Raw genomic sequence first — 20,120 nt, 5'->3', positions numbered from 1 at the left:
TTGCCAACCTTCGTCCTCCCGAGCGGCGGCGGTGGCCAAGCGTTCAGTGGGGGGCTCGGCGTCCCAGGGATTGGTGGGTGGGATCGCCGGAGCGGCTGGAGGTTCAGGCGTGGAGTCCCAGGAGGAGGCGAACAGGGGTAGTTGTTCGGTGGTCTCGGCGTCCGGGGAGGGGGCCGGGGTGGGCTCGTAGGAGCCGGGCGTGGCGTCGAAGAGGGGGAGTTGCTCGTCGCGGTCCTGTGGGTGGCGCGGCTGGTCGGTCACGTCGAGTCAGCTCCTCACGCCCGGAACAGGTGCCGGCGGATGGCGGCCACGTTGCCGAAGATGCGTACGCCCAGGACGACCACAACGCCCGTGGACAGCTGGGGGCCGACGCCCAGCTGGTCACCGAGGTACACGATGAGTCCGGCGACGAGGACGTTGGAGATGAACGAGATGACGAACTGTTTGTCATCGAAGATGCCGTCGAGCTTGGCTCTCACCCCGCCGAAGACCGCGTCGAGCGCTGCTACGACAGCGATGGGCAGGTAGGGCTGCAGGGCCAGCGGCACGGTCGGCTCCAGCAGGGCGCCGGCGACGACTCCTACCAGCAAAGCGAGCACTGCGATCATCTGCCACCTCCGGTCGGCGTGGGTGTCGGGGAGCCTGCAGGTGGCGGCACCTTGGCAAACCTCAACTCGGGCATTACAGCGGCAGGCAACAGCAGATCGTCGCGTTGGTTGATCTTAAACCCAAATCGGTGCTCGGGCCGCTCCTGCCAGGCCCGGTAGACCTTCGCGGTGTCCGATTTGGAGAAGTCATCATAAAGGTCGGGTGGCCCGATAGCCGAAATCTCGTACGGCCCGGCCACGAGCGCGTCGCCCACATAGATCGCTTCGCCGCCCTTGCGGATCGGGGTAAGCGAGGTCAGGCGGCGGCCGTTGATGGAGATGGCCTCCGCGCCCAGGTACCAGAGCGTGTTGACGATGATCTGCAGATCAAAGTCGATCACACGGTGACCTGTACGGGTGGCGGCCTCGGGCCCGTCGGCGAGCCGCACCACCAGGCCGTCGCCGGAGACCCGGCGCATGCCGGTGGCGGCCTCCAGCTCGCGTGCCTGCTGGATTTTGGCAGGGTCGCCGAGCACGACTTCACGCAGCCGGTTGACCTCGTTCTGAAGTTCCTCGGCCTCGGCGGCGCGGGCGTTGGTGCGTTCCTTCTGCGCGGTGATCCGGCTGATCAACCCGGCGCGCACCTTTTCCCGCTCCGGCGCCCCGCGCACGGCCTGCTTGTAGGCGACCGCGAAAAGCATCCCGATCGCGACGAGCAGAATCCAGGCCACGACCCGACGGCCGGCCTTGTTCCAGGCGGGCAGCGGGCCGCGCTTGGCCCTGTCCTCGGCCGCCTGTGCGTAGGCCGGGTCGAGTGGATCCCGAAACAGCTGGGTCAGGAAGTCCACCTGATAGATCCGCGGTTTCATACGCGGGTCAGTCATGCCGACCTGACCTCGCGCATGAGGGCGAAGAACTGTCTGAGGTAAAGCAGGCCGGCCAGCCAGTAGAGGACCAGCCCCCACCAAGCCAGCGCCCAGCCGGACGAATAGGCGAGGGTGTCGATGACCCCGGGCGAGATCGCCCACGCCAGCAGCAGCAGCGGGAAGGCGAACAGCAGGATGAAGGTGGCCGCCTTGCCGAGATAGTGGACCGGCGGTGGGCCGAAGCCGCGCTGCCGGAGCATCACCAATGTGATCAACAACACCGCTTCCCGGGCCAGCAGGGCCACGGTGAACTGCCAGGGCACGACATCACGCGCGGTGAACGCGAGCAGCGTGGCCAGAATGTAGAGGCGGTCGGCCAGGGGGTCGAGCAGCTCCCCCAGCCGGCTGACCTGACCCAGCCTGCGGGCGAGATAGCCGTCTATCCAGTCGGAGGTGCCGCCGATGGCCAGAACCACTACGGCCCAACCGAATTGGTCGGCCACCAGGAACAGGTAGAGGAACAGCGGCACCCCGGCCAGGCGCGCGAAGCTGATCAGATTGGGCACGGTGAGGATACGGCTCACGCCGTTACCGGGCGCGTCATCAGTCACGCCAGGCCTCCCCTCCGCCGACGGACTTTCGGCTCTCCCGGTCGGGCTCCGCGGTGGTGACGGGCCGAGGGTCAGGCCGGAGTTTGCGGCTCGATCGACGATGCAGTTTTATCACGCTCGCCCTTTCGGGTGATCCGCCAGGCTGCCTCAACCGTTGCGGGCGGCGGAAATGAGAAGCACCAGCAGCACCGCGACGGCCACAATCCCGACGATCGCGGCAATCAGCGCCATGGTGGCCGGTGACATCTGCAACGCGACGCCCTGGGGCGATTGCTCCGCCCGCGGCGAAGGCGCCCATTCGGTCAGCTCCGGATGCGCCGGCAGATAGGACATCGTGCTGAAGGGCCTGATAAATGCCTCTTCTATGACGGGTACCAGAACAGTGTCCTCCTCGATCGGCCTGGGCACCGTCAATTCGACCGGGGAGAGCGGTTTATCCGGCAGCGGATCGCTGCCGCACAGGTGCCGCTCGGCCGCGGGGGCGAGCGCCGCCGCGGCGAGCAGCTCATGGATCTCAGGACCCAGCCCGGCGGCGTTCGCCCGGGCCTCGGCGAGCAGGGCGTGAGCGTGATCGAAGTCGCCGCAGTCGCGCCACATCGCGGCGAGCCGGGCCAGCATCCGCACCCCGACCGGATGGGCCGAGCCGTATGCCTGCTGATGTTCGGCCACCACGTTGGCCAGGCGCAGCCGCGCGGTGACGCACTGCCCACGGGCGTGTTCCACGGTGGCGAGGTCGGCACGGGCGGCGAGGGTCTTCTCCGACTGGGCGCCCTCCAGCTCGGTGTAGATCCCGATCAGCGTCTGGTACTGCTTGGCCGCCCGCCCATGCGCGCCGACCCTGGTCAGCACGGCGCCGAGGAGCCCGAGCGCGTGCAGGGTGCGCCGGTCGCGTTCGCCGTAGAGCCGGCGGAACGCGGCGTGACCGTATGCCGCCCAGCCGCGGGCGGCATACGGCTCACCGAGGCTGAGCAGCACACCGGTCTGCAATGCCACCGACTCGGCTTCCACCGGCCGCGCCCGGCGCGGGTCGGTGGGCAGCCCGGAGAGCAGCTCGCTCAACAGCTCCAGGGCAGCGGCGAACTCACCGGCGTCGACATGTTCCCGAGCGCGGGTGAGAACGGCAACGCCAGCGCGGCGTTGGAGGGGCATGGCAACAGACGATAAAGGGTCACAGGTAGTTGTTGCGAAGGTAGCTGAGCGAGAAACTGCCTTCGTTGTTGAAATAGGCCGAGACGAGCTTGGCCGGATCGGTGGCCAGCAGGCCGCGTTGCAGGTCGGAGCCGTCGTTGCCGTCGTCCCATCCCCACGCCGTGTTGGCCGCGTTGTCCTGGCCGTTGTCGCCGCGGAAGGTGCCCCAGCCGGCGAAGGTGAGCGTGTCGTTTCGATGTGCCCACAGGCCGGCTGTCGCAAAGGTGTTCACCAGCTGGTACCCGACAGAACGGTCATTGCCTGAAGAAGGAACCTCACCCGTGCCGGTCGGAAAGTAGACCACCGCGTCGCCGGGGTCGGCGCCGTTCCAGCGGAAGATGCCGTGCCCCTTGGCTTCCTGGAAGGTGGTGGGGCGCGACACGCCGTTGTAGGTCTGCATGACGATCGTGCCGTCGATGGTTTCCCGGCCGTTGGTGTAGGTGCCGCCGGGTGGGATGTAGGAGTAGAAATCGCTGTGCGCGACGGTCACCATGGCCTCGAACTTGCCGAATTCTGTTCCGTCCTTGCGCACCACCAGCAGCACGCCCTCCATGTCGTTCTCGTGGGTGTAGAGGCTGAACGGGTCGGGGAAGTCTTCCCAGTCGCGCGGGTGGTAGAAGGAGTAGACCAGGTGCCAGTGGGTGCTCGTCTCCACCACCGAGTAGTAGACGGTGCCGGTCATCCGGGCGAGGTTGTCATCCTGGTGTTCCCAATTGTTTCTGGCGTCCCAGTCCGCGTCGAAGTCCACCGCCGACAGGTAATCGGCGTCGTAGTCGGAGCTGTCGGTGTCCTGATAGTGGATCGGCGCCCAGTGCGAGGCCAGGGCGGCATCGGTGGGCACGGCAAGGGCGGGCTGGACGCCGGCCAAGCTCACGGAGATCACGATAGAGCTAAATATAGCGATGCGGGCCAACATGCCCACACGCTAGGCGTTACCGGTAGCCGGTTGGATCCACCGGTCCGTCTGTTCTGTGATCGGCGAAGTAACGGAAGATGTCCGGACGCGACCCATCCACATCGGTCAGCTCATATTCGCGTGCGAGCTGCGCGCTCGACAGCGTCTGACCCGACCAGCGCACCGCCTGCGGGTCGGCGGCCAGCGCGGCCACCCCGCGCCCGAGATATGAAGGCGACTCGGAGAGGGCGAAAAACGGATCCTCCTCGACCGCGTCACGCCAGTTGGCCTCTTGCACGCCAAGGCTGTCGAGCATCGCCTCGGACCGCAGGAACCCAGGCGTGACCGCCACAGCCGTTGACCCGTAAGGCTTGAGCTCATGCGACAGCGCGAAAGCCAGCCGGTGCACGGAAACCTTGGCCAGATCGTAGAAGAACGAGCCGCGATAGTTCTCCGTGTTGTACTGCTCGGTTCCGTCGGTTACCTCGACGACCAGCCCGCCCGGCTGGCGGATCAACAGCGGAAGCGCCGCGTGACTGGTCACCAGATGCGTCTCGATGCCCAGCCGCAGCAACCGCAGCCCGTTGTCGAGCGAATGCTCCCACAGCGGCTTGCCCCACTGCGTGAACATGTCACCGCCCCAGATGTCGTTGACCAGAACGTCAAGCCGGCCATGGCCGGACTCGATGCGCCGCACCAGAACATCGACCTCGGCCGGCACCAGGTGGTCGACGCGCACCGCGATGCCCTCGCCACCCGCGGCGGCGACCAGCTCGGCGGTCTGCTCTATCGTCTCCGGACGGTCCATCTCGGAGCGATGAGCCCGATCGGAACGGCCGGTCACGTAGACGGTGGCGCCCGCCCGGCCCAGCTCGACGGCGATCGCCCGGCCACAGCCCCGGGTCGCCCCCGCCACAAGGGCCACCTTTCCGTGCAAACTCATGGCCTCATGATGCCGACCGCCTCCGACAGATCGTCATGAGGTGTGAGCTCGATCCCAGCAGGCTCGGCTCGGTTTCGATCCGGCGCAGCCAGCGCAGCCTCTCCTCGTCGTCGATCCAATCGGCCACCCGATCCCCCATGATCCACAACGGACCTTCCACGAACGCGATCCGGTCCAGCTCCAGCCCCGCCTCGGCCACCTCGCCCGGCAGCTCGTCGGGGTGGTGGAAGTAGGCCGTGGTGAACCAGGGCGTGCCCTCGGGCGGCTGGTGCGCGCCGGTGGGCAGGGTGGTCTCCAGCATCCCGGCGAACCGCGCGTCGCTTACGTAGCCTTTGACGAAACCGTCCAAGAGCGACGCGAAACGGCTGATCGTCGCGGCCATCACCACGCCGCCGGGCCGCACCACGCGGGCCGCCTCCCGCCACGCTGCGAGCCGGTCTGCGCGCTCGGTCAGGTGGTAGAGCGGGCCCAGCAGCAGCACAGCGTCGACGCTAGCGTCAGCGAGGTCGAGCCGGCGGGCATCGCCGACGGTCGCCGTCACGCCCGGCAGCAGCGCCGCCTGTGCCACGTGTTCGGCCATCGGATCGACCAGCTGCACCCGGTACCCAGAAAAGGCAAGAGGCCCGGCGTAGATGCCTGCTCCCCCGCCGACGTCCAGCACGTCGGCCGGAGCTTCAGGCAGGGTTCTGGTCAGCAGATCCCAGGTGCGCAGGAATTCCAGCCGCCCCCAGGGCGTCGCCTGCAGGCGAGCGGCCTCGAGCCCGCGCTGGTAATAGGCGGTGATCTCAGTGCGCATCCCGGCATGCTTGCACATCGCGAACCGACCCTGGCAGCGATTTTCTCCGGCACCGGGGGCTTCGCTGGGCCTGGCTGACCTCCGGTGCGATAGCGTCTCCAGATATGCCTATTCGCAAAGCATCCGCCCGCTGGGAAGGCACCCTCAAAGAGGGTACCGGCACCATCCACACCGGGCTCGGGGAAGGAAACTACTCCTTCAGTTCCCGATTCGAAGAGGGACCTGGCACCAACCCTGAGGAGCTGATCGGCGCCGCGCACGCCGGCTGCTACTCGATGGCGCTGTCCGGCAAGCTGGTCAACGCCGGATTCACGCCCACCTCGATCGAGACGACGGCCCACGTGCACCTGGACAAGACCGACGCGGGAATGACAGTCACCAAGATCGACCTTGTGACCGATGTCGTCGCTCCCGGCTTGGACGCCGACGAGTTCGAAAAGCTCGCCGCGGACGCCAAGGCCACCTGCCCGATCTCCCGTCTGCTCTCACCTGGCGCAGAGATCACGCTTCAGGCGACACTAGCCTGAGAAGACGAAGGTGCCGCATTCCGCGCTGGGGCGGATGCGGCACCTTTCCTTATCGATTACGCGACGCGATAAGCCTTCTCCTCGTTCGGAACGATGATCCACAGCGCGAGGTAGATGACGAACTGCGGTCCGGGCAGCAGGCAAGAAAGCAGGAACAGGATGCGCATCATGCCCGCTGACATGCCGAAACGCTGTGCCAGACCGGAACAGACACCGGCGATCCATCGGTTATCACGAGGGCGGACAAGACGGGGACGATTCGCGTTCATGACTCCACGGTAGAAAGCCCACGCACCCCCGCCCTCAATCCCGCGGCCGAGCAGGCCCCGTAGGGGTCAGCGCGCCCGGCTAAGGGCTCAGGCGGCGGGGATGAGCGGGTTCACCTTGGCGGAGATTCCGGCGGCGTCGCTGTCGGAGGTGACCGAGAGGAAGGTCACCTTGGGATAGCTGGCCTTGAGGGAGTCGGCCGCCGCCGCCTGGGTCTGGCCGACGGCGACGATGATGCCGCAGCGCTGCTGCACCTGGGTGTTGAGGAACTGCTTGGCATTGGCCTCGGTCTGCTCCCCGCTGACGGTCAGATAGGACAGCCGCACGCTGTGCCGTTTGGACACCTCCTGCAGCGCGGCCCAGGCCGCCGAGGCGGGTTTGGCGGCGATGCCGTTGCTGTCGGTGAGGATGCACATGTCGAAGTCGCGGTATTCGCGGGCTCGCGACGGCTCGGGCGTGGTCGGCGGCGGCCAGGCGATCCACGCGACGACGGCCAGAATGACAGCCAGACCGGCGATGCCACCCCAGCTCCACCAAGACAGCTTCGTCATAACCCATCTCCCCCATGTGTTGAGGGCAGGAGCATATCGCCGATCGGCAATCGGCGCGGGCCCTGGCGGCCCGGCTGCGTCACTCGGGGGAAGAGGCCTGGCGAGGGATCTGCGCCAAGGCGGCTGCTCGGTAGTGGGCCATGGAGCGGGCCGCGAGTTCCTTGGTGGCGGAACGGTTGGCCCAATGGCCGAGGATCACGGCGGCCCCCGGTACCACCTTGGCGAACAATCGTTTGAGGGCCCGCACGCCGGCCATCCGGGCGAGTTTGACGGTGAGCTCGCCGAACAGGCGGGTGGTGGTGCTGGCTCGCCCGGCCCCGGCGGCGACCACCGCGCCGATGGTCTCCCGGCCCTGCGCCACGCCCAGCGCCGCCCGCGCGGTTTGGGCTACTCGGTGAACCCGTTGCAGCACAAGCAGATCGGTCGCGCGATCGGGGTGGGCCGGGTCGAGACCGTAGGCGGCGGCGATGTGCAGGACCATGCGGGCCTGGGTCCAGGCGAGCACGCCGAAGTCGACGACGGCGCCGGGCAGGCCGGCCGCGCCCGAGACCGCACCGGTAAGGCCGGCGATGTTGGTGAACTTCTTCGCAGCGATCTGGGCGACCTGCTCCCCATCCAGGCCCGGCTGGCCGCGGCGGACATAGTCGACCCAGGCGGTGGCCTGCGGCCCTATCCGGCGGACGGCTTCGACGGCGAGATGCTCCGGCGCGTATTGGGGATCGGAGCGCATCCTGTCCCACAGTCCGGTGGGGACACCCGCGTTGGCATCAAGGCTGGCCTCGGTCACGGGTCGGAGAGTACCCGCAACTGTCCATTCAGAATCAGAGGTGCTTCGGCCAGACTCGGCCCGTACCAGGTCAGGTGGCGTCCGGAGACCAAAGCGTAGGGCACAGGCCGGAATGGCCCGTCGGCAGAAGTGAACTTATAGGGCTCATCCGGCAACACGGCTAGTTCGGGCTTGCGGGCCAGAATCTCCGAAAGCGACGGCCGCGGATACCGCTGAGGATCGGCGCCGAAGACATTGCCGATGCCGAGCCGGAGCAGCATGTCCCCGGCGAAGGTGTCGCTGCCCAGCACCACCCAGGGTTTGCGCCACACGGGCACCACCGCGGCCCGCACCGGCGTGATCGGCGGGAAGTCCCACGCCGCCACCGCGTCGTCGAGCCATCCCGGCCGGGCCACCCCCAACACCTCGAACAGCTCGCCGAGCTCGGCCAGCGCCTGGTCGACGGTGCGCGGATAGGTCACGTGCAGGCGCAGCCCGGCCGCGCGCAGCGCCTCGGCATCGGACTCCTTATTCTCCTCGACGTTCATCAGCACCAGATCTGGACGCAGCGCCAGCACCGCCGCAAGGTCCGGGTACTTGCTGCCACCGACCCGGGCCACGTCCAGGCCGGCCGGATGCACGCACCAATCGGTCGCGCCCACGAGCATTCCGGGCGCGGTGAGGGCGACCGCCTCGGTCAGCGAGGGCACCAGCGACACCACTCGCAGCGCGGCCGTGCTCAATGGGGCCGGTTCGGCTGGATCTGCAGCAGGCTCTCCCCGGCGTGGTCGACCTGAAGCGTGGTGTGGGTCAACTGGTAGTCGCGCTCCAGCAGCCTTTCCAGCTCGATGCGCGCCGCGTGGCAGTCGGCCGAGGGCTCGACCAGCACGTGCGCCGACAGGGCGGGCTGGTTGGAGGTGATCACCCACACGTGCAGGTCGTGAACCTCCACAATGGACGGTTGGGCGAGCAGCCTGTCGGCAAGCGCGTCGGGGTCTATGCCGGCCGGGGCGGCTTCGAGGAAGATGCGGCCGGAATCCTTCAGCAGGCCCACTCCCGCCTTCACCATGAGCGCCACCACGACGAGGGAGGCGATCGCGTCTGCCCTCACAAAACCGGTCACCATGATGATCACACCGGCGATCGCGGTCGCGATGAAGCCGTAGAGGTCGTTGAGGATGTGCTGATAGGCGCCCTGGACGTTGAGGCTGGTGCGGTTGGCTCGGCTGATCGCCCAGCCGGCCGCCACGTTGACCCCTATTCCCGCGACCGCGGTGACCACGACCGGCCAGCCGATGACGTCGGTGGGCCGCAGCAGCCTTTCGATCGCCTCATAGGTCAGCCAGGAGGCGAGCAGCAGCAGGGTCAGCCCGTTGGCCTGAGCCGACAGGATCTCGGCCCGTTTGAACCCGTAGGTGAAGGTGCCCCTGGCGGGCCGGCTCGCGAGCTTGATGGCGACCAGAGCCAGCACGATCGAGACGGCGTCGGTGAGCATGTGCGCCGCATCGGAGAGCAGGGCCAGCGACTTGACCGCCACGCCGACGACGACCTCGACCGCCATGAACCCGACGATCAGGGTGAGCGCCAGGCGCAGCCAGCGGCGGTCGGACTCACCACTCACGCCGTGGCTGTGACCGGCGTGAGCATAGGTGTCGTCGTGCCCGTGCCCCACTCGACTGAGACTACCGGTTACGCACCGGCGTGTGGATCAGCTCACGGGGAGGACGGGGTGATCTCCATCAGGTGGCGCAGCCAGCGCTGCGGCGAGGCGAGGAAGCCCTGCCACGACTGGACCAGATCGAGCTCCTCCCAGCGCGCCTGCCGCATGCCCCACGGGCCGACCTCGATCAGCGTCGCCCCCGGCAGCGCCGCGAGCACGGGTGAGTGGGTGGCCATCACGACCTGAGAACCCTCCTGGCGCAACGAGTCGAGGATGACCAGCAGGGCGAGGCTGGATTGGAACGACAGCGCCGACTCCGGCTCGTCGAGGAAGTAGACCCCGCGATCGGCGAAGCGGTGCCTCAGTACCTCCAAAAAGGACTCTCCATGTGAGCGCTCGTGCAGCTGCTGATCGCCCCAGGCCCGCCCTTCCGCGGGATCGGCGTCTATCTGGCTGAGGTAGCCGTGCATCGCCTCGGCCCGCAGGAAGAACCCACCGGGCGCGGCGAGGCGGTGCGTCTTGGCCCGCAGGTGCCAGCGCAGCGGCGAATCCTCCTGCATGCCCGCCGGACCCGTCACCGGGATGCGGCTGGAGCTTTCCGCGCCCCGGCGCGGGTACACGGCGGCAAACGCCTCGATCAGGGTGGACTTGCCGGAACCGTTCTCCCCCACCAGAATCGTCACGCCCGGCGCGACCTCGAACCCGCCTTCGGAGATGAGCTGGCGCACGGCCGGGATAGCAAACGGCCACAGCAGCGGGTCAACGCCGTCGCGCGGGGCCCAGACGAAGCGTTCCAGGTGTCGTGGCAGCACCGACCCAACCTATCGCGATGGCTTAGGCTCTCCAGCATGCTGGGGATCAGGGCCGCCCGCCTCTTCAACGGCGTCGACGCGACACCGGTCGAACACCCGCTGGTGCTCATCGATGCGGGCAAGGTGGTGGCGGTCCAGTCCGGCGGTGACCCGCCCGCCGAAGCCGAGCTGATCGAGCTGGGCGACGTCACGCTGCTGCCCGGGCTCATCGACGCCCACGTGCATCTGGCCTTCGACGCCGGTGACGATCCCGTCGGCCGGGTGACCACGGCCGGCGACGACGAGCTGTTGCAGGGCATGCGCCTAGCCGCGGCGAGGGCGCTGGCCGCCGGCATCACCACCCTGCGCGATCTGGGTGACCGCGGTTATCTCGGGGTGACGCTGCGCGACGAGCTGGCCGGGAAGGGGCCGCACATCGTGGCCGCGGGGCCACCCATCACCGTGCCGAGGGGACACTGCTGGTTCCTCGGTGGCGAAGCCCAAGGGGTGCAAGGGGTTCGGGCCGCCGTCCGAGAGCACCACGAACGCGGCGCCGACGTCATCAAGGTGATGGCCACCGGCGGCGAGCTGACCAAGGGCACCCGCTCCACCGAGGTTTCTTTCACGCCGCAGGAGTTACGGGCCATCGTCGAGGAGGCGCAGCGCCTCGGCCTGCCCACCACCGCGCATGCCCATGCCGCACAAGGGATCGCCTACGTGGCCGAAGCCGGCTTCGACATGGTGGAGCACTGTTCCTTCATGACCGGCCACGGCGCCCACGCCGAAGACGCCATCGTCGAGGTGCTGAAGCGTTCCGGCATCATCATTTCCGCCACGCTGGGCTCGGTGCCGGGTATGGCCAAACCAACCCCGTTTCAGGCGATGATCCCCCAGTTCGTGGCGGTTTTCACCCGGCTGCGCCAGGAGGGCCTGACCATCGTCTGCTCCAGCGACGCCGGGATAGGCAGCGCCAAGCCACACGACGTGCTGCCCTATGCGGTGGCGATGATGGTGGAGATGAACGCGTTCCCGCTCATCGACGCGCTGCGGGCGGTCACCTCGGTGGCAGCATCGGCGTTGCGGCTGGGCGACCGCAAAGGCCGCGTGGCGGCCGGCTTCGACGCCGACCTGCTCGCTGTGCGGGGCAATCCACTGCACGACGTCCACGCGCTGCGCGAGGTGGAGGCGGTCTTCGCGGGCGGGCGGCGGGTTCGCTGAGACCGACCGGATCGTTCCGGGCCCAGGCCCGATGATGCCTTACCCTGCCCTCAACTGCCAGGCAGGATTGGCTTATGACGAAAGCACTCATCGTGGTCGACGTTCAGGAATCGTTCCGGCAGCGGGCCAGCTGGGAGACCGCCAGCAACCCGGCGATCGCCGGGCCGGTCGGCAAGCTCGCCGACCACTTCCGCGCTCAGGGCGATCTGATCGTGTGGGTGCTGCACATCGAGCCGGGAACGGGTGACGTCTTCGACCCCGAGCTGGGCTTCGTGCGGCTGATGGACGGCCTGATCGCCAAGGACGGCGAACCGACCGTGCACAAGACCTCCCACAACGCTTTCACCACCACCAACCTGCATCAGCTGCTCACCTCCCGGGGCATCCGCGAGGTGACCATCTGCGGCATCCGCACCGAACAGTGCTGCGAGACCACGGCCCGGGTCGCCTCCGACCTCGGCTTCGAGGTGGTCTTCGCGATCGACGCCACCGCCACCACCCCGATCGAGCTCGGCGGTGACGTCCTGAGCACCGGCGAAATCATGCGCCGCACCGAATTCGTGCTCGCCGGCCGGTTCGCCACCATCCGCACCGTCGCGGAGCTGACCGGATCGTGACCCGCGTGGTCTTCCTGCTCGTGCCCGGCCTGCACCTGCTCGACCTGGCCGGGCCCGCGCAGGTCTTCTCCACCGCGGCCAACCTCGGGCTCGGTTATCAGCTGTGCTTCGTCGCCGAACGCGAAGACGTCCTCAGCGCGCAGGGGCTGCCGCTGCGCGCCACCACGACCTGGCCACCGCTTTGTTCCGATGACCTTATTCTGGTACCGGGATGGCGCGGCCCGACCCTGGCCAAGTCACCCGCGCTGAGCCCGGAAGCGGCCAGACGCCTATGGCAGCACCATGACGCGGGCGGCACGGTCGCCAGCGTCTGCTCCGGCGCCGAAGCGCTCGGCCGAGCCGGGCTGCTCGACGGGCGTCGCTGCACCACCCACCACGATCTGCAAGATGAGCTGGCCCAGCGGTACAAGCGGGCGAACGTGGTGCGCGATGTGCTCTACGTCGTCGACGAACGCGTCGTCACCTCGGCCGGCATCGCCAGCGGGATCGATCTCGCGCTGCACCTGATCGCCACCAGGCACGGCCCTGAACCGGCCGCCCGCATCGCCCGGGAGATGGTGGTCTTCGCCCGCCGCAACGGCGACGAAAGCCAGGACAGCGCGATGCTGCGATTCCGGTCGCACCTCAGCGATGTCGTCCACCGCGCCAGGACTTCATCGACACCCGCTTCACGCAGCGGCTCCCGCTGGGCGATGTCGCCGGCCATTGCCGGGTCAGCGAACGCACCCTGACCCGCCTGTTCGCCGAGTCCGCCGGGCTGACGCCGCTGCGCTACCAACAGCTGCTGCGGGTGGAAAGAGCCGAGCACCTCATCGGGCAGGGCGCCACGGTCGAGGCCGCCGCGCGCAGCGTGGGCTTCTCCGACGCCCGGATGCTGCGGCGCTTGCGCGCCCGTACCCAAATTTCTTGAAAGATTCGATGGTGGCGTTTAAGGCCATGCAGGCCGGGTACCAATCCGTCCACAAGGCTTTTCTTGCTGGTGGGGAAAAGGCCGAGACCCTAAGGGGTGGTCTCGGCTGGTAACAGGGGCGGTTGCTGTCGGGCTGGTGGCGACCGCCCCAAACTATGTCTGGAGGACGAGATGGCTCAAGGTGAGAAACCGGGCTCTCCCGGGGACATGCCCTCCTCGGTCAGCGGCGAGATGACCTTCTTCGATCGCTTCGCCGAGGGGGCCAGCAAGTTCGCCTCCCGGCCGTGGTTCTTCGCCATGTGCCTGGCCTTGATCGTGATCTGGGCGCCGTCTGTCCTTATTCTCAAGGACGTCGACACCTGGCAGCTGATCATCAATACCGCCACGACGATCATCACGTTCCTGATGGTGGCTTTGCTGCAGAACAGCCAGCGCCGCTCCGATGAGGCCACCCAGCACAAGCTGAACGCCATCGCCGATGGGCTTGCCGACCTGATGCGCTCGCTGTCCAAGGGGCACCCGGAGCAGACCGAGCTGCAGCGAGACCTCAAGGAGCTCAAGCAATCCGTAGGGCTGGAACATCGCGAGAGCGCCTGAACCCGGTGGAGCACAAACGAATGGGCGAGGCGACCCAGGTCGCCTCGCCCGTTGGCTAGATCAGGTCAGAGGGCGTCAATTGAAGATGCTGTAGCCGCCAGGCCCCACGGCGAGGCCAACGACGATCAGCACGATGCCCCAGAGCACCTGGCTGCGGAACAGCGCAAAGATGCCGGACACCACGAGAATCACGGCGAGAATCCAGAGAAGAGTGGTCATCTCTACTTACCTCCTGTAGGCCTGCACATATTGGTGCCCAGCGACCCGGGTCCTTAAACGCAGGAAACTATTTATTGGGCGGGGCTTCGCTGATTTCGGACAGCGCCGAATGGGGATCCTGATCCATGGCCAGATCGCCAAGGGTGACGACTCCCATCACCTCTTGCCGCTCATTGGTGACCGGAAGGCGGCGCAACGCGTTGTCGCGCATCAGGGTTACCGCTTTGTCCACCGAATCGTCCGGGCCGACGGCGACCCATCCCGGCGAAGCGACCTCGGCCAGGTTGGTGATCCGGGGATCAAGCCCGGGCGCGATGGCCCGCACCACCAGGTCGCGATCGGTCACTATGCCGGTCAGCGCCATCCCATCGACGACGAGGACGTCGCCGATGTTGTTGGCCCGCATCTGTTCCGCCGCCTCGACCACGGTCGCTGACGACGGCAGGCAGACCGGGTTAGGGGTCATGATCTCGCGGACTGTCTGTCCGGGCATGGCCACCTCCTTCTTCCGTCCCGTGTGTTACCCGCGGGACGGAGGCGGCCAAACTCAGCCGCGAGGCGCGCCCTCATAGGTCAGGAACGACGGCACGGCCAGAGCCAGGCCGACGGTCAGCGCGACCACCAGCGCACCACCGACGACGACCGTGGTGCCGGCCCCGATCGCCGGGGCGGCCAGGCCGTGCACAAAGTCGGCCACCCGCGGCCCGCCCGCCACCACGACGGTGTGCACGCCCTGCATCCGGCCACGCATCTCGTCGGTGGCGGCGGTCTGCAGGATGGTTCCGCGGAACACCATCGAGACCATGTCGGCGGCCCCCGCGGCAGCCAGGAACACCACCGCCAGCCAGATCGTGTTGCTCGCGCCGAAGCCCACAATCGAGGCGCCCCATGCGGCCACCGCCAGCACCACCATCAGCCCGTGCCGGGTCACGGTGGAGAAGGTGCCCGACAGCAAACCGCCCACGAGCGAGCCGATCGGGATAGCGGCGAAAAGCAGGCCCAGCGCGAAGTCGTTGCCCACTCCCGGGTAGCCGATGGCGGCCATCTCCGGGAACAGCGCGCGGGGCATGCCGAACACCATCGCGATGATGTCCGCGGCGAACGACACGAGCAGCAGCTTGTGGGTGGCGATGTACTTGAACCCGGCGAACACGTCGGCCAGGTTGGCGCGGCGGGTCTCGCCGTTCAGCGGCGGCAGCGCCGGCAGCCGCCAGACCGCCCACAGCGCCACACACAGCGCGAGCGCGTCAAACAGATAAAGCAGGGACAACCCGGCCACCGGGATGAGGGCACCGGCCAGCAGCGGGCCGGCGATCCAGCCGGCCGTCATCACCGTCGAGTTGAGCGCCAGGGCCGCCGGGAGCTCGCCGGGCGGCACCAGACGGGCCACCGACGCGGTGCGGGCGGGCATGTTCATGCCGAACAGCGCCTGCTGGATAGCGACGAGCCCCATAAGCAGAGGAATGGAGCCGAAGTCCAATGCGGACTGAAGCCAGAAGACGATCATGAGCGCGGCGATGCCGGAGTTGGTGGCGAGCAGCATCTTGCGCCGGTCGACCGTGTCGGCGATGGCGCCACCCCACAACGCGAAGACGATCAACGGCGCCAGCCCGACCAGACTGGCCACCCCGACCCACGCCGAGCTGCCGGTCATGTCATATATCTGTTTGGGTACGGCGACCGCCGTGAACTGGCTGCCAACCGCCGTGACGATTGTGGAGGTCCACAGCCGCCGGTATGGGGCATGCCGAAGCGGCCGGGTGTCGAGCAGGATGCGCCGTCTGGTGGGGGGTGCCGTGGTCACGCAGCGACCTTAGCCCGCCCTCACCCGCTCGCGCCTGTCCAGTTCCGCGTCAAGTTCGGCCCCGAGCAGGATCACATAGGCGGAAAGGTAGAGCCAGAGCATCAGAATGATCACTGCTGCGAGCGTTCCGTAGGTCTTGTTGTAGCTGCCGAAGTTGCCTACGTACAAAGAAAAACCGATCGATCCTAGGAGCCAGATCACCAGCGCGATCACCGCGCCCCAGCTCATCCAGCGCCACCTCGCGGAAGCTTGGCTGGGGCCAACTCGATAGAAGACTGACAATGTTAAGGCGATCAGGGCGGCCAGCAGCAGCCACCGCCCCAACTCGGCGGCCAGCCGGCCGGCCGTGCCCAGATTGAGCGCGTCGACGACAGACGGGAAGGCCGCCACCAGAAGCAAAGCCAGCACCACTACCACCACCGCGCCCAGGGTCAGCGTGAGCGCCAGCGCCTTGAGTTTGACGAACCCGCGCTGCTCCTCCTGGCCGTAGACGGCGTTGATTCCGGTGATGAGAGCGCCGATCCCGCCCGACGCCGCCCAGAGCGCCGCCAGGACGCTCACCACCAGACCTATGGTCAGGCTGCCCGTGTTCGACTCGACGATGGCGGTCAGCTGTTGCTCCACCAGCTCCGCCGCCTCCTGCGGCAGCAGGGAAGTCACCGGCTCGATCTGCTCGGAGATCTTCGCCGGGTCGGCGGCCAACGCGTACACGGTCACCAGAGCGATTAGCGAAGGAAACAACGCCAGCATGGCGTAGAACGCGACTCCGGCGGCGAGCAGGGTCAGGTTGTCTTTCTTCGCCTCCGCCCAGACCCGCTTGGCCACCGCCCGCCATCCCATACCGCGGTTCTACCCGGTCGATGACCTTCGCACACCCCGAACGCCATGCTTACGCCTCGGCCGCGCGGGTATACCAGCCTTATGGCTGACGTATCTGAACTGTCTGCCGCCCATCTGGTACGCCAGGCGGCCGAGCAGGTTTCCACGCTCGTGCGCGACGAGCTGAGGCTTGCGCAGGCGGAGTTCATGGAGAAGGGCCGCCACGCCGCGTTCGGCGTCGGCATGTTCGGCGGCGCCGGGGTGACGGCGGTCTACGGGCTTGGCGCGCTTCTGGTAGCGGCGGGGCTGGCTTTGGCGCTCGTGGTGCCCGGGTGGGCGGCGGCACTCATCGTCTCGGCCGTGCTGTTCCTGATCGCCGGGCTACAGGTGCTCGGCGGTCGCAGGCACCTGCGGCAGATCACGCCGCTCATGCCGGAGCAAACCATCAGCAGTGTCAAGGCAGACGTCGATGCCCTCAGCGTCGCGGTCGAAGAGAGGAATCGGCGATGACCAACTTGCCAGCCAACGGCCCGGGGGCCACCACCGCGGAAATCGCCGCGGAGATTGAGGCGACCCGGGCCGCCTTGGGCGAGACGGTGGCGGCCCTGGCCGCCAAGGCCGATGTCAAAGCACGCATTGCCGAGAAGGTCGCCGAGACCGGATCCGGCATCGCCGAGACGGCCGGCCGGATGGCCGGGGTGGTTGAGGCCGTTGCCAATCGGGTCCGCCGCAACCCGCTGCCGTGGGTGCTCATGGCAGCCGCCGTCCTGATCACCTTCGTCGCCACTAGGAGTCGCAGACGATGAACAAGCTCGCCTACAAACCCATCGGCCTGGTCGCCGGAGCGATCACCGGGGCCGTCGCCGGTCTTGTCTTCAAACAGATCTGGCGGCTCGCCACCGACCAGGACGACACCCCCAACGCCACCGACGAGGACCGCGGCTGGACCGAGATCCTCGTTGCGGCGGCCCTCCAGGGCGCCATCTTCGCCATCGTCAAGGCCGCGGTGGATCGTGGCGGAGCCGCCGGCGTCCGCCAGCTGACGGGCAAATGGCCCACGGACTAAGGAGACCCCCAATGACACCCACCGGGATCGCACTCATCCTTTTTGGACTCGCCGTTGTCATCCTGGCGGGTCTGGCCGGCTACATATACTTCCGGCGGCAGAACCTACGGCAGCGCTTCGGGCCGGAGTACGACCGGACCGTGGCCGAACAGGACAGCACCCTGGCCGCTGAGAGAGAGCTTCTCGACAGGCAACGGCGCCACGCCCAGCTCGATCTCAAGGAACTCCCAGACGACGCGCGGCAGTGGTACACCGAGCAATGGCAACAGCTGCAGGCTCGGTTCGTGGAGTCGCCCGAGGAATCCATCGGCGCGGCAGACGAATTGGTGACCCGCTTAATCGCCGATAGGGGTTACCCTATAAAGGATTACGACGAGCAGGTCACGCTGCTCTCTGTCGAGCATGCCCGTACGATCGGCGACTACCGCGAGGCGCATGACATCGCCCAGCGGCACACCGATGGAGCTGCCGACACCGAGGAGCTCCGCCAGGCCATCGTTCATTACCGGGCCCTGGTAGCCGACCTGCTTGGTCAGAATCCCGTCCCCCACCAAGCAGAACCCACGAACAGGAGTCGCCGTGGTGCATGAGACCCACCCCCGCCAAGACGAACGCGACAACTACACGGCGCCATTGGACGATCTGGCCGACACCGGCCAGCCCGCAGCCGACGAGGACATCTACTCCGACAGCCTGCCCAATGGGCAGGCTGCGTCGGTTGAGTCCCTGCCCGAGCCACAACCGGTCCCCGACGCCGAAGGCCTCTACCTCTCCGAGGCAGCGCAGGACCACTCACCTGACGCCATAACGGATCCCGCCGCCACAGACGGAGCCGGCCCGGAAACGTTCGCCGGCTCCGACCCCGCAGCGGAGCCCTCCTCCCCCGCCACCGATTCCCTAGCGGCCACCGATTCCGAAGCGGCTGATGATTCCCCAGCCGCCGAAGACACCGCCGCTGACACCGATTCCCTGGCAGCCGACGACTCCCCAGAGGCCGCCGTCGATTCCCCAACCGCCGAAGATTCCCCCGAGGCGGCCACCGAAGCCGAAGCCGAAGCCGTGGCCGATCCCGCCGATGCGGGCGACCCCACCACGGATGCTCCGGCCGACACCACCGCCGAAGCCGACTCAGACACCACCGCCGAAGCCGTGGCCGAAACCGACTCCCCGGCCGAAGCCGTGGCCGAAACCGACGCGGACACCACCGCCGACGCTGTGGCCGAAGCCGACTCCCCGGCTGACACCGACTCCGTCGCCGATGGCTCTGCCGAAGGCGATGCCGTGGCGGAGGAGGACGCCTCACCCGACTCGGTAGCCGTCACGGACCCGGGCGAGCAAGAGCAGCCGGTGGCCGACACCGACCCGATTGCCAACGTGGAGACTGCTGAATCGTCTACAGCCGTCGATGGGGCCGCGGACGCCCCGGAAGCCGAAGCTGTCGCTGACACCGCTGTCACCGAAACGGATGCCGCCACCGCGGTCGATGGCGTCTCCTACGAGCCGATCACCGCCGCCTCCGACGAGGACGACACCATTACAGCGGAAGACGTCGATGCCCCAACCGACGCCGCCGCTGACCCAGCGCCAGAAGCCGCCGAAGCTGAGACCTCAGACGAAATCTCCGGCACCACAGCAACCGAAGCCGCCGGCGACGCGGCCGAGGTTGAGGCGGTCGCCGCCGACGACACCGCCGAAGCCGAAGCCGCAGGGGACGCGGCCGACGTTGAAGCCGTGGCCGCCGACGCTGAAGCCGAAGGGGACGCGGCTGAGGTTGAAGCCGTGGCCGCCGTCGAGACAACCGAAGCCGCGGGGGACGCGGCCGACGTTGAGGCTGTGGCCGCCGACGCTGAAGCCGAAGGTGACGTGGCAGAGGTTGAAGCCGTGGCCGCCGACGAGACAAGCGAAGCCGAAGCTGCGGGGGACGCGGCTGAGGTGGAGGCTGTGGCCGCCGACGAGACAACCGAAGCCGAAGCCGCGGGGGACGCGGCCGACGTAGAGGCTGTGGGCGCTGACGCTGAGGCTGCGGGGGACGTGGCTGAGGTGGAGGCTGTGAGTGAGGCGGGTGCGGGTGATGATGAGTCGGTGGAGGCTGCGGCGCCGGTGATGGTGCCTAGCCAGGCTCAGGGGTCGCACGATGACGCTGCGGTGCCGGGGCTGTGGCAGGCTGCGGCGGTGGATGACTTCCACGCCAGGTGGGACGCCATCCAGCTGAGGTTTGTCGACGACCCAGCCGGTGTCGCGGAGGAGGCCAGGGCGCTGGCAGCCGAAGCGGCGCAGGCTCTTCAGGCCGCGATCGCCCAGCGCACCGACGAGCTGTCGCAGTGGCAGGCCGGCGACGACACCGAGGAGCTGCGCCAGCTCGTGGCCCGGTTCCGCCGCTTCTTTGAAGTGGTCATCCCCCGCTAGCCGATGATTGTTGATT

General features: G+C 67.8%; 29 protein-coding genes. 11 read left to right on the top strand and 18 right to left on the bottom strand.

The window, feature by feature from the left end; genetic code table 11:
• The 8 genes from Rhe02_RS32880 to Rhe02_RS32845 all read right to left on the bottom strand — a co-directional run.
• Positions 1–261 (bottom strand): hypothetical protein (locus tag Rhe02_RS32880; RefSeq protein ID WP_203912325.1); only part of this gene is annotated, 261 nt, incomplete at its 3' end.
• Between the two features lie 14 nt (positions 262–275).
• Positions 276–608: a small basic family protein gene (locus Rhe02_RS32875; protein WP_203912324.1), complete on the bottom strand. Its 333-nt coding sequence runs from the start codon at positions 606–608 to the stop codon at positions 276–278.
• Complete coding sequence (locus tag Rhe02_RS32870) at positions 605–1,471, bottom strand: DUF881 domain-containing protein (RefSeq protein ID WP_203912323.1); 867 nt, start codon at positions 1,469–1,471, stop codon at positions 605–607. Before Rhe02_RS32870 ends, Rhe02_RS32875 begins: the two co-directional genes overlap by 4 nt.
• The gene (gene clsA, locus Rhe02_RS32865) at positions 1,468–2,064 is read right to left on the bottom strand and encodes a cardiolipin synthase ClsA (RefSeq protein WP_239124211.1); all 597 of its coding nucleotides are present in this window, start codon (positions 2,062–2,064) and stop codon (positions 1,468–1,470) included. The genes Rhe02_RS32870 and clsA overlap by 4 nt, the downstream gene beginning before the upstream one ends.
• Before the next feature lie 147 nt (positions 2,065–2,211).
• On the bottom strand, positions 2,212–3,213 hold the full coding sequence (locus Rhe02_RS32860) for a hypothetical protein (RefSeq protein ID WP_203912322.1): 1,002 nt from the start codon (positions 3,211–3,213) through the stop codon (positions 2,212–2,214).
• Between the two features lie 19 nt (positions 3,214–3,232).
• The gene (locus Rhe02_RS32855; protein ID WP_239124210.1) at positions 3,233–4,126 is read right to left on the bottom strand and encodes a hypothetical protein; all 894 of its coding nucleotides are present in this window, start codon (positions 4,124–4,126) and stop codon (positions 3,233–3,235) included.
• 58 nt (positions 4,127–4,184) lie between these two features.
• Positions 4,185–5,090, bottom strand: coding sequence for an SDR family oxidoreductase (locus tag Rhe02_RS32850; RefSeq protein WP_203912320.1), 906 nt, complete (start codon positions 5,088–5,090; stop codon positions 4,185–4,187).
• Between the two features lie 4 nt (positions 5,091–5,094).
• Entirely contained in the window at positions 5,095–5,886 is a 792-nt protein-coding gene (locus Rhe02_RS32845; RefSeq protein WP_203912319.1) for a class I SAM-dependent methyltransferase, read from the bottom strand.
• Positions 5,887–5,990: 104 nt separating this feature from the next.
• On the opposite strand from Rhe02_RS32845, the gene Rhe02_RS32840 reads away from it, so the two are divergent.
• Positions 5,991–6,413, top strand: coding sequence for an OsmC family protein (locus Rhe02_RS32840; protein WP_203912318.1), 423 nt, complete (start codon positions 5,991–5,993; stop codon positions 6,411–6,413).
• A 56-nt stretch (positions 6,414–6,469) separates the two neighbouring features.
• On the opposite strand, the gene Rhe02_RS32835 is transcribed toward Rhe02_RS32840, so the two are convergent.
• The 6 genes from Rhe02_RS32835 to Rhe02_RS32810 all read right to left on the bottom strand — a co-directional run bounded on the left by Rhe02_RS32835 (position 6,470) and on the right by Rhe02_RS32810 (position 10,469).
• Complete coding sequence (locus tag Rhe02_RS32835) at positions 6,470–6,682, bottom strand: PspC domain-containing protein (protein WP_203912317.1); 213 nt, start codon at positions 6,680–6,682, stop codon at positions 6,470–6,472.
• Positions 6,683–6,769: 87 nt separating this feature from the next.
• Positions 6,770–7,231 (bottom strand): type 1 periplasmic-binding domain-containing protein, encoded by a 462-nt coding sequence (locus tag Rhe02_RS32830; RefSeq protein ID WP_203912316.1) that lies wholly within the window; start codon positions 7,229–7,231, stop codon positions 6,770–6,772.
• Between the two features lie 79 nt (positions 7,232–7,310).
• Positions 7,311–8,018 (bottom strand): EcsC family protein, encoded by a 708-nt coding sequence (locus Rhe02_RS32825; RefSeq protein ID WP_373320740.1) that lies wholly within the window; start codon positions 8,016–8,018, stop codon positions 7,311–7,313.
• Positions 8,015–8,725, bottom strand: a complete 711-nt coding sequence (locus Rhe02_RS32820) for a helical backbone metal receptor (protein WP_203912329.1) — start codon at positions 8,723–8,725, stop codon at positions 8,015–8,017. Before Rhe02_RS32820 ends, Rhe02_RS32825 begins: the two co-directional genes overlap by 4 nt.
• Positions 8,726–8,736: 11 nt before the next feature.
• Positions 8,737–9,669, bottom strand: coding sequence for a cation diffusion facilitator family transporter (locus Rhe02_RS32815; RefSeq protein WP_203912315.1), 933 nt, complete (start codon positions 9,667–9,669; stop codon positions 8,737–8,739).
• A gap of 41 nt (positions 9,670–9,710) precedes the next feature.
• Entirely contained in the window at positions 9,711–10,469 is a 759-nt protein-coding gene (locus tag Rhe02_RS32810; protein WP_203912314.1) for an AAA family ATPase, read from the bottom strand.
• Between the two features lie 36 nt (positions 10,470–10,505).
• Here Rhe02_RS32810 and Rhe02_RS32805 point away from each other — a divergent pair, with 36 nt between their 5' ends.
• From Rhe02_RS32805 to Rhe02_RS32790, 5 genes are all read left to right on the top strand, one after another.
• Positions 10,506–11,666 carry an amidohydrolase family protein gene (locus Rhe02_RS32805; RefSeq protein WP_203912313.1) on the top strand — a complete coding sequence of 387 codons (1,161 nt, stop codon included), beginning with the start codon at positions 10,506–10,508 and terminating at the stop codon, positions 11,664–11,666.
• 74 nt (positions 11,667–11,740) lie between these two features.
• Positions 11,741–12,283, top strand: coding sequence for a cysteine hydrolase family protein (locus Rhe02_RS32800; protein WP_203912312.1), 543 nt, complete (start codon positions 11,741–11,743; stop codon positions 12,281–12,283).
• Positions 12,280–13,014, top strand: a complete 735-nt coding sequence (locus Rhe02_RS32795) for a GlxA family transcriptional regulator (RefSeq protein WP_239124209.1) — start codon at positions 12,280–12,282, stop codon at positions 13,012–13,014. The genes Rhe02_RS32800 and Rhe02_RS32795 overlap by 4 nt, the downstream gene beginning before the upstream one ends.
• Positions 12,939–13,193, top strand: a complete 255-nt coding sequence (locus Rhe02_RS50130; RefSeq protein WP_308442040.1) for a helix-turn-helix domain-containing protein — start codon at positions 12,939–12,941, stop codon at positions 13,191–13,193. The genes Rhe02_RS32795 and Rhe02_RS50130 overlap by 76 nt, the downstream gene beginning before the upstream one ends.
• A gap of 171 nt (positions 13,194–13,364) precedes the next feature.
• Complete coding sequence (locus Rhe02_RS32790) at positions 13,365–13,790, top strand: low affinity iron permease family protein (RefSeq protein ID WP_239124208.1); 426 nt, start codon at positions 13,365–13,367, stop codon at positions 13,788–13,790.
• Between the two features lie 75 nt (positions 13,791–13,865).
• Here the strand turns inward: Rhe02_RS32790 and Rhe02_RS32785 are convergent, their stop codons facing one another.
• The 4 genes from Rhe02_RS32785 to Rhe02_RS32770 all read right to left on the bottom strand — a co-directional run bounded on the left by Rhe02_RS32785 (position 13,866) and on the right by Rhe02_RS32770 (position 16,653).
• Entirely contained in the window at positions 13,866–14,009 is a 144-nt protein-coding gene (locus Rhe02_RS32785) for a GPGG-motif small membrane protein (protein ID WP_203912311.1), read from the bottom strand.
• Between the two features lie 67 nt (positions 14,010–14,076).
• Positions 14,077–14,502: a CBS domain-containing protein gene (locus Rhe02_RS32780; RefSeq protein ID WP_203912310.1), complete on the bottom strand. Its 426-nt coding sequence runs from the start codon at positions 14,500–14,502 to the stop codon at positions 14,077–14,079.
• 54 nt (positions 14,503–14,556) lie between these two features.
• Entirely contained in the window at positions 14,557–15,813 is a 1,257-nt protein-coding gene (locus tag Rhe02_RS32775; RefSeq protein WP_203912309.1) for an MFS transporter, read from the bottom strand.
• A 9-nt stretch (positions 15,814–15,822) separates the two neighbouring features.
• Positions 15,823–16,653 (bottom strand): YihY/virulence factor BrkB family protein, encoded by an 831-nt coding sequence (locus Rhe02_RS32770; protein ID WP_203912308.1) that lies wholly within the window; start codon positions 16,651–16,653, stop codon positions 15,823–15,825.
• Between the two features lie 81 nt (positions 16,654–16,734).
• Here Rhe02_RS32770 and Rhe02_RS32765 point away from each other — a divergent pair, with 81 nt between their 5' ends.
• Genes Rhe02_RS32765 through Rhe02_RS32745 form a run of 5 tightly spaced genes read left to right on the top strand, consistent with a single transcriptional unit; the run spans position 16,735 to position 20,104 of the window.
• Positions 16,735–17,142 carry a phage holin family protein gene (locus tag Rhe02_RS32765; protein ID WP_203912307.1) on the top strand — a complete coding sequence of 136 codons (408 nt, stop codon included), beginning with the start codon at positions 16,735–16,737 and terminating at the stop codon, positions 17,140–17,142.
• Positions 17,139–17,438 (top strand): DUF3618 domain-containing protein, encoded by a 300-nt coding sequence (locus tag Rhe02_RS32760; RefSeq protein ID WP_203912306.1) that lies wholly within the window; start codon positions 17,139–17,141, stop codon positions 17,436–17,438. The genes Rhe02_RS32765 and Rhe02_RS32760 overlap by 4 nt, the downstream gene beginning before the upstream one ends.
• The gene (locus Rhe02_RS32755; protein ID WP_203912305.1) at positions 17,435–17,698 is read left to right on the top strand and encodes a DUF4235 domain-containing protein; all 264 of its coding nucleotides are present in this window, start codon (positions 17,435–17,437) and stop codon (positions 17,696–17,698) included. Before Rhe02_RS32760 ends, Rhe02_RS32755 begins: the two co-directional genes overlap by 4 nt.
• 11 nt (positions 17,699–17,709) lie before the next feature.
• Positions 17,710–18,288, top strand: a complete 579-nt coding sequence (locus tag Rhe02_RS32750; RefSeq protein ID WP_203912304.1) for a hypothetical protein — start codon at positions 17,710–17,712, stop codon at positions 18,286–18,288.
• Positions 18,278–20,104, top strand: coding sequence for a hypothetical protein (locus Rhe02_RS32745; RefSeq protein WP_203912303.1), 1,827 nt, complete (start codon positions 18,278–18,280; stop codon positions 20,102–20,104). Before Rhe02_RS32750 ends, Rhe02_RS32745 begins: the two co-directional genes overlap by 11 nt.
• The last annotated feature ends 16 nt before the right edge of the window (positions 20,105–20,120 follow it).

It is taken from the genome of Rhizocola hellebori (genome assembly GCF_016862955.1).
GTDB classification, from domain to species: domain Bacteria; phylum Actinomycetota; class Actinomycetes; order Mycobacteriales; family Micromonosporaceae; genus Rhizocola; species Rhizocola hellebori.
The sequence above is the reverse complement of the archived record's forward strand: the minus strand, read 5'-3'. Positions and strand labels throughout refer to the sequence as shown.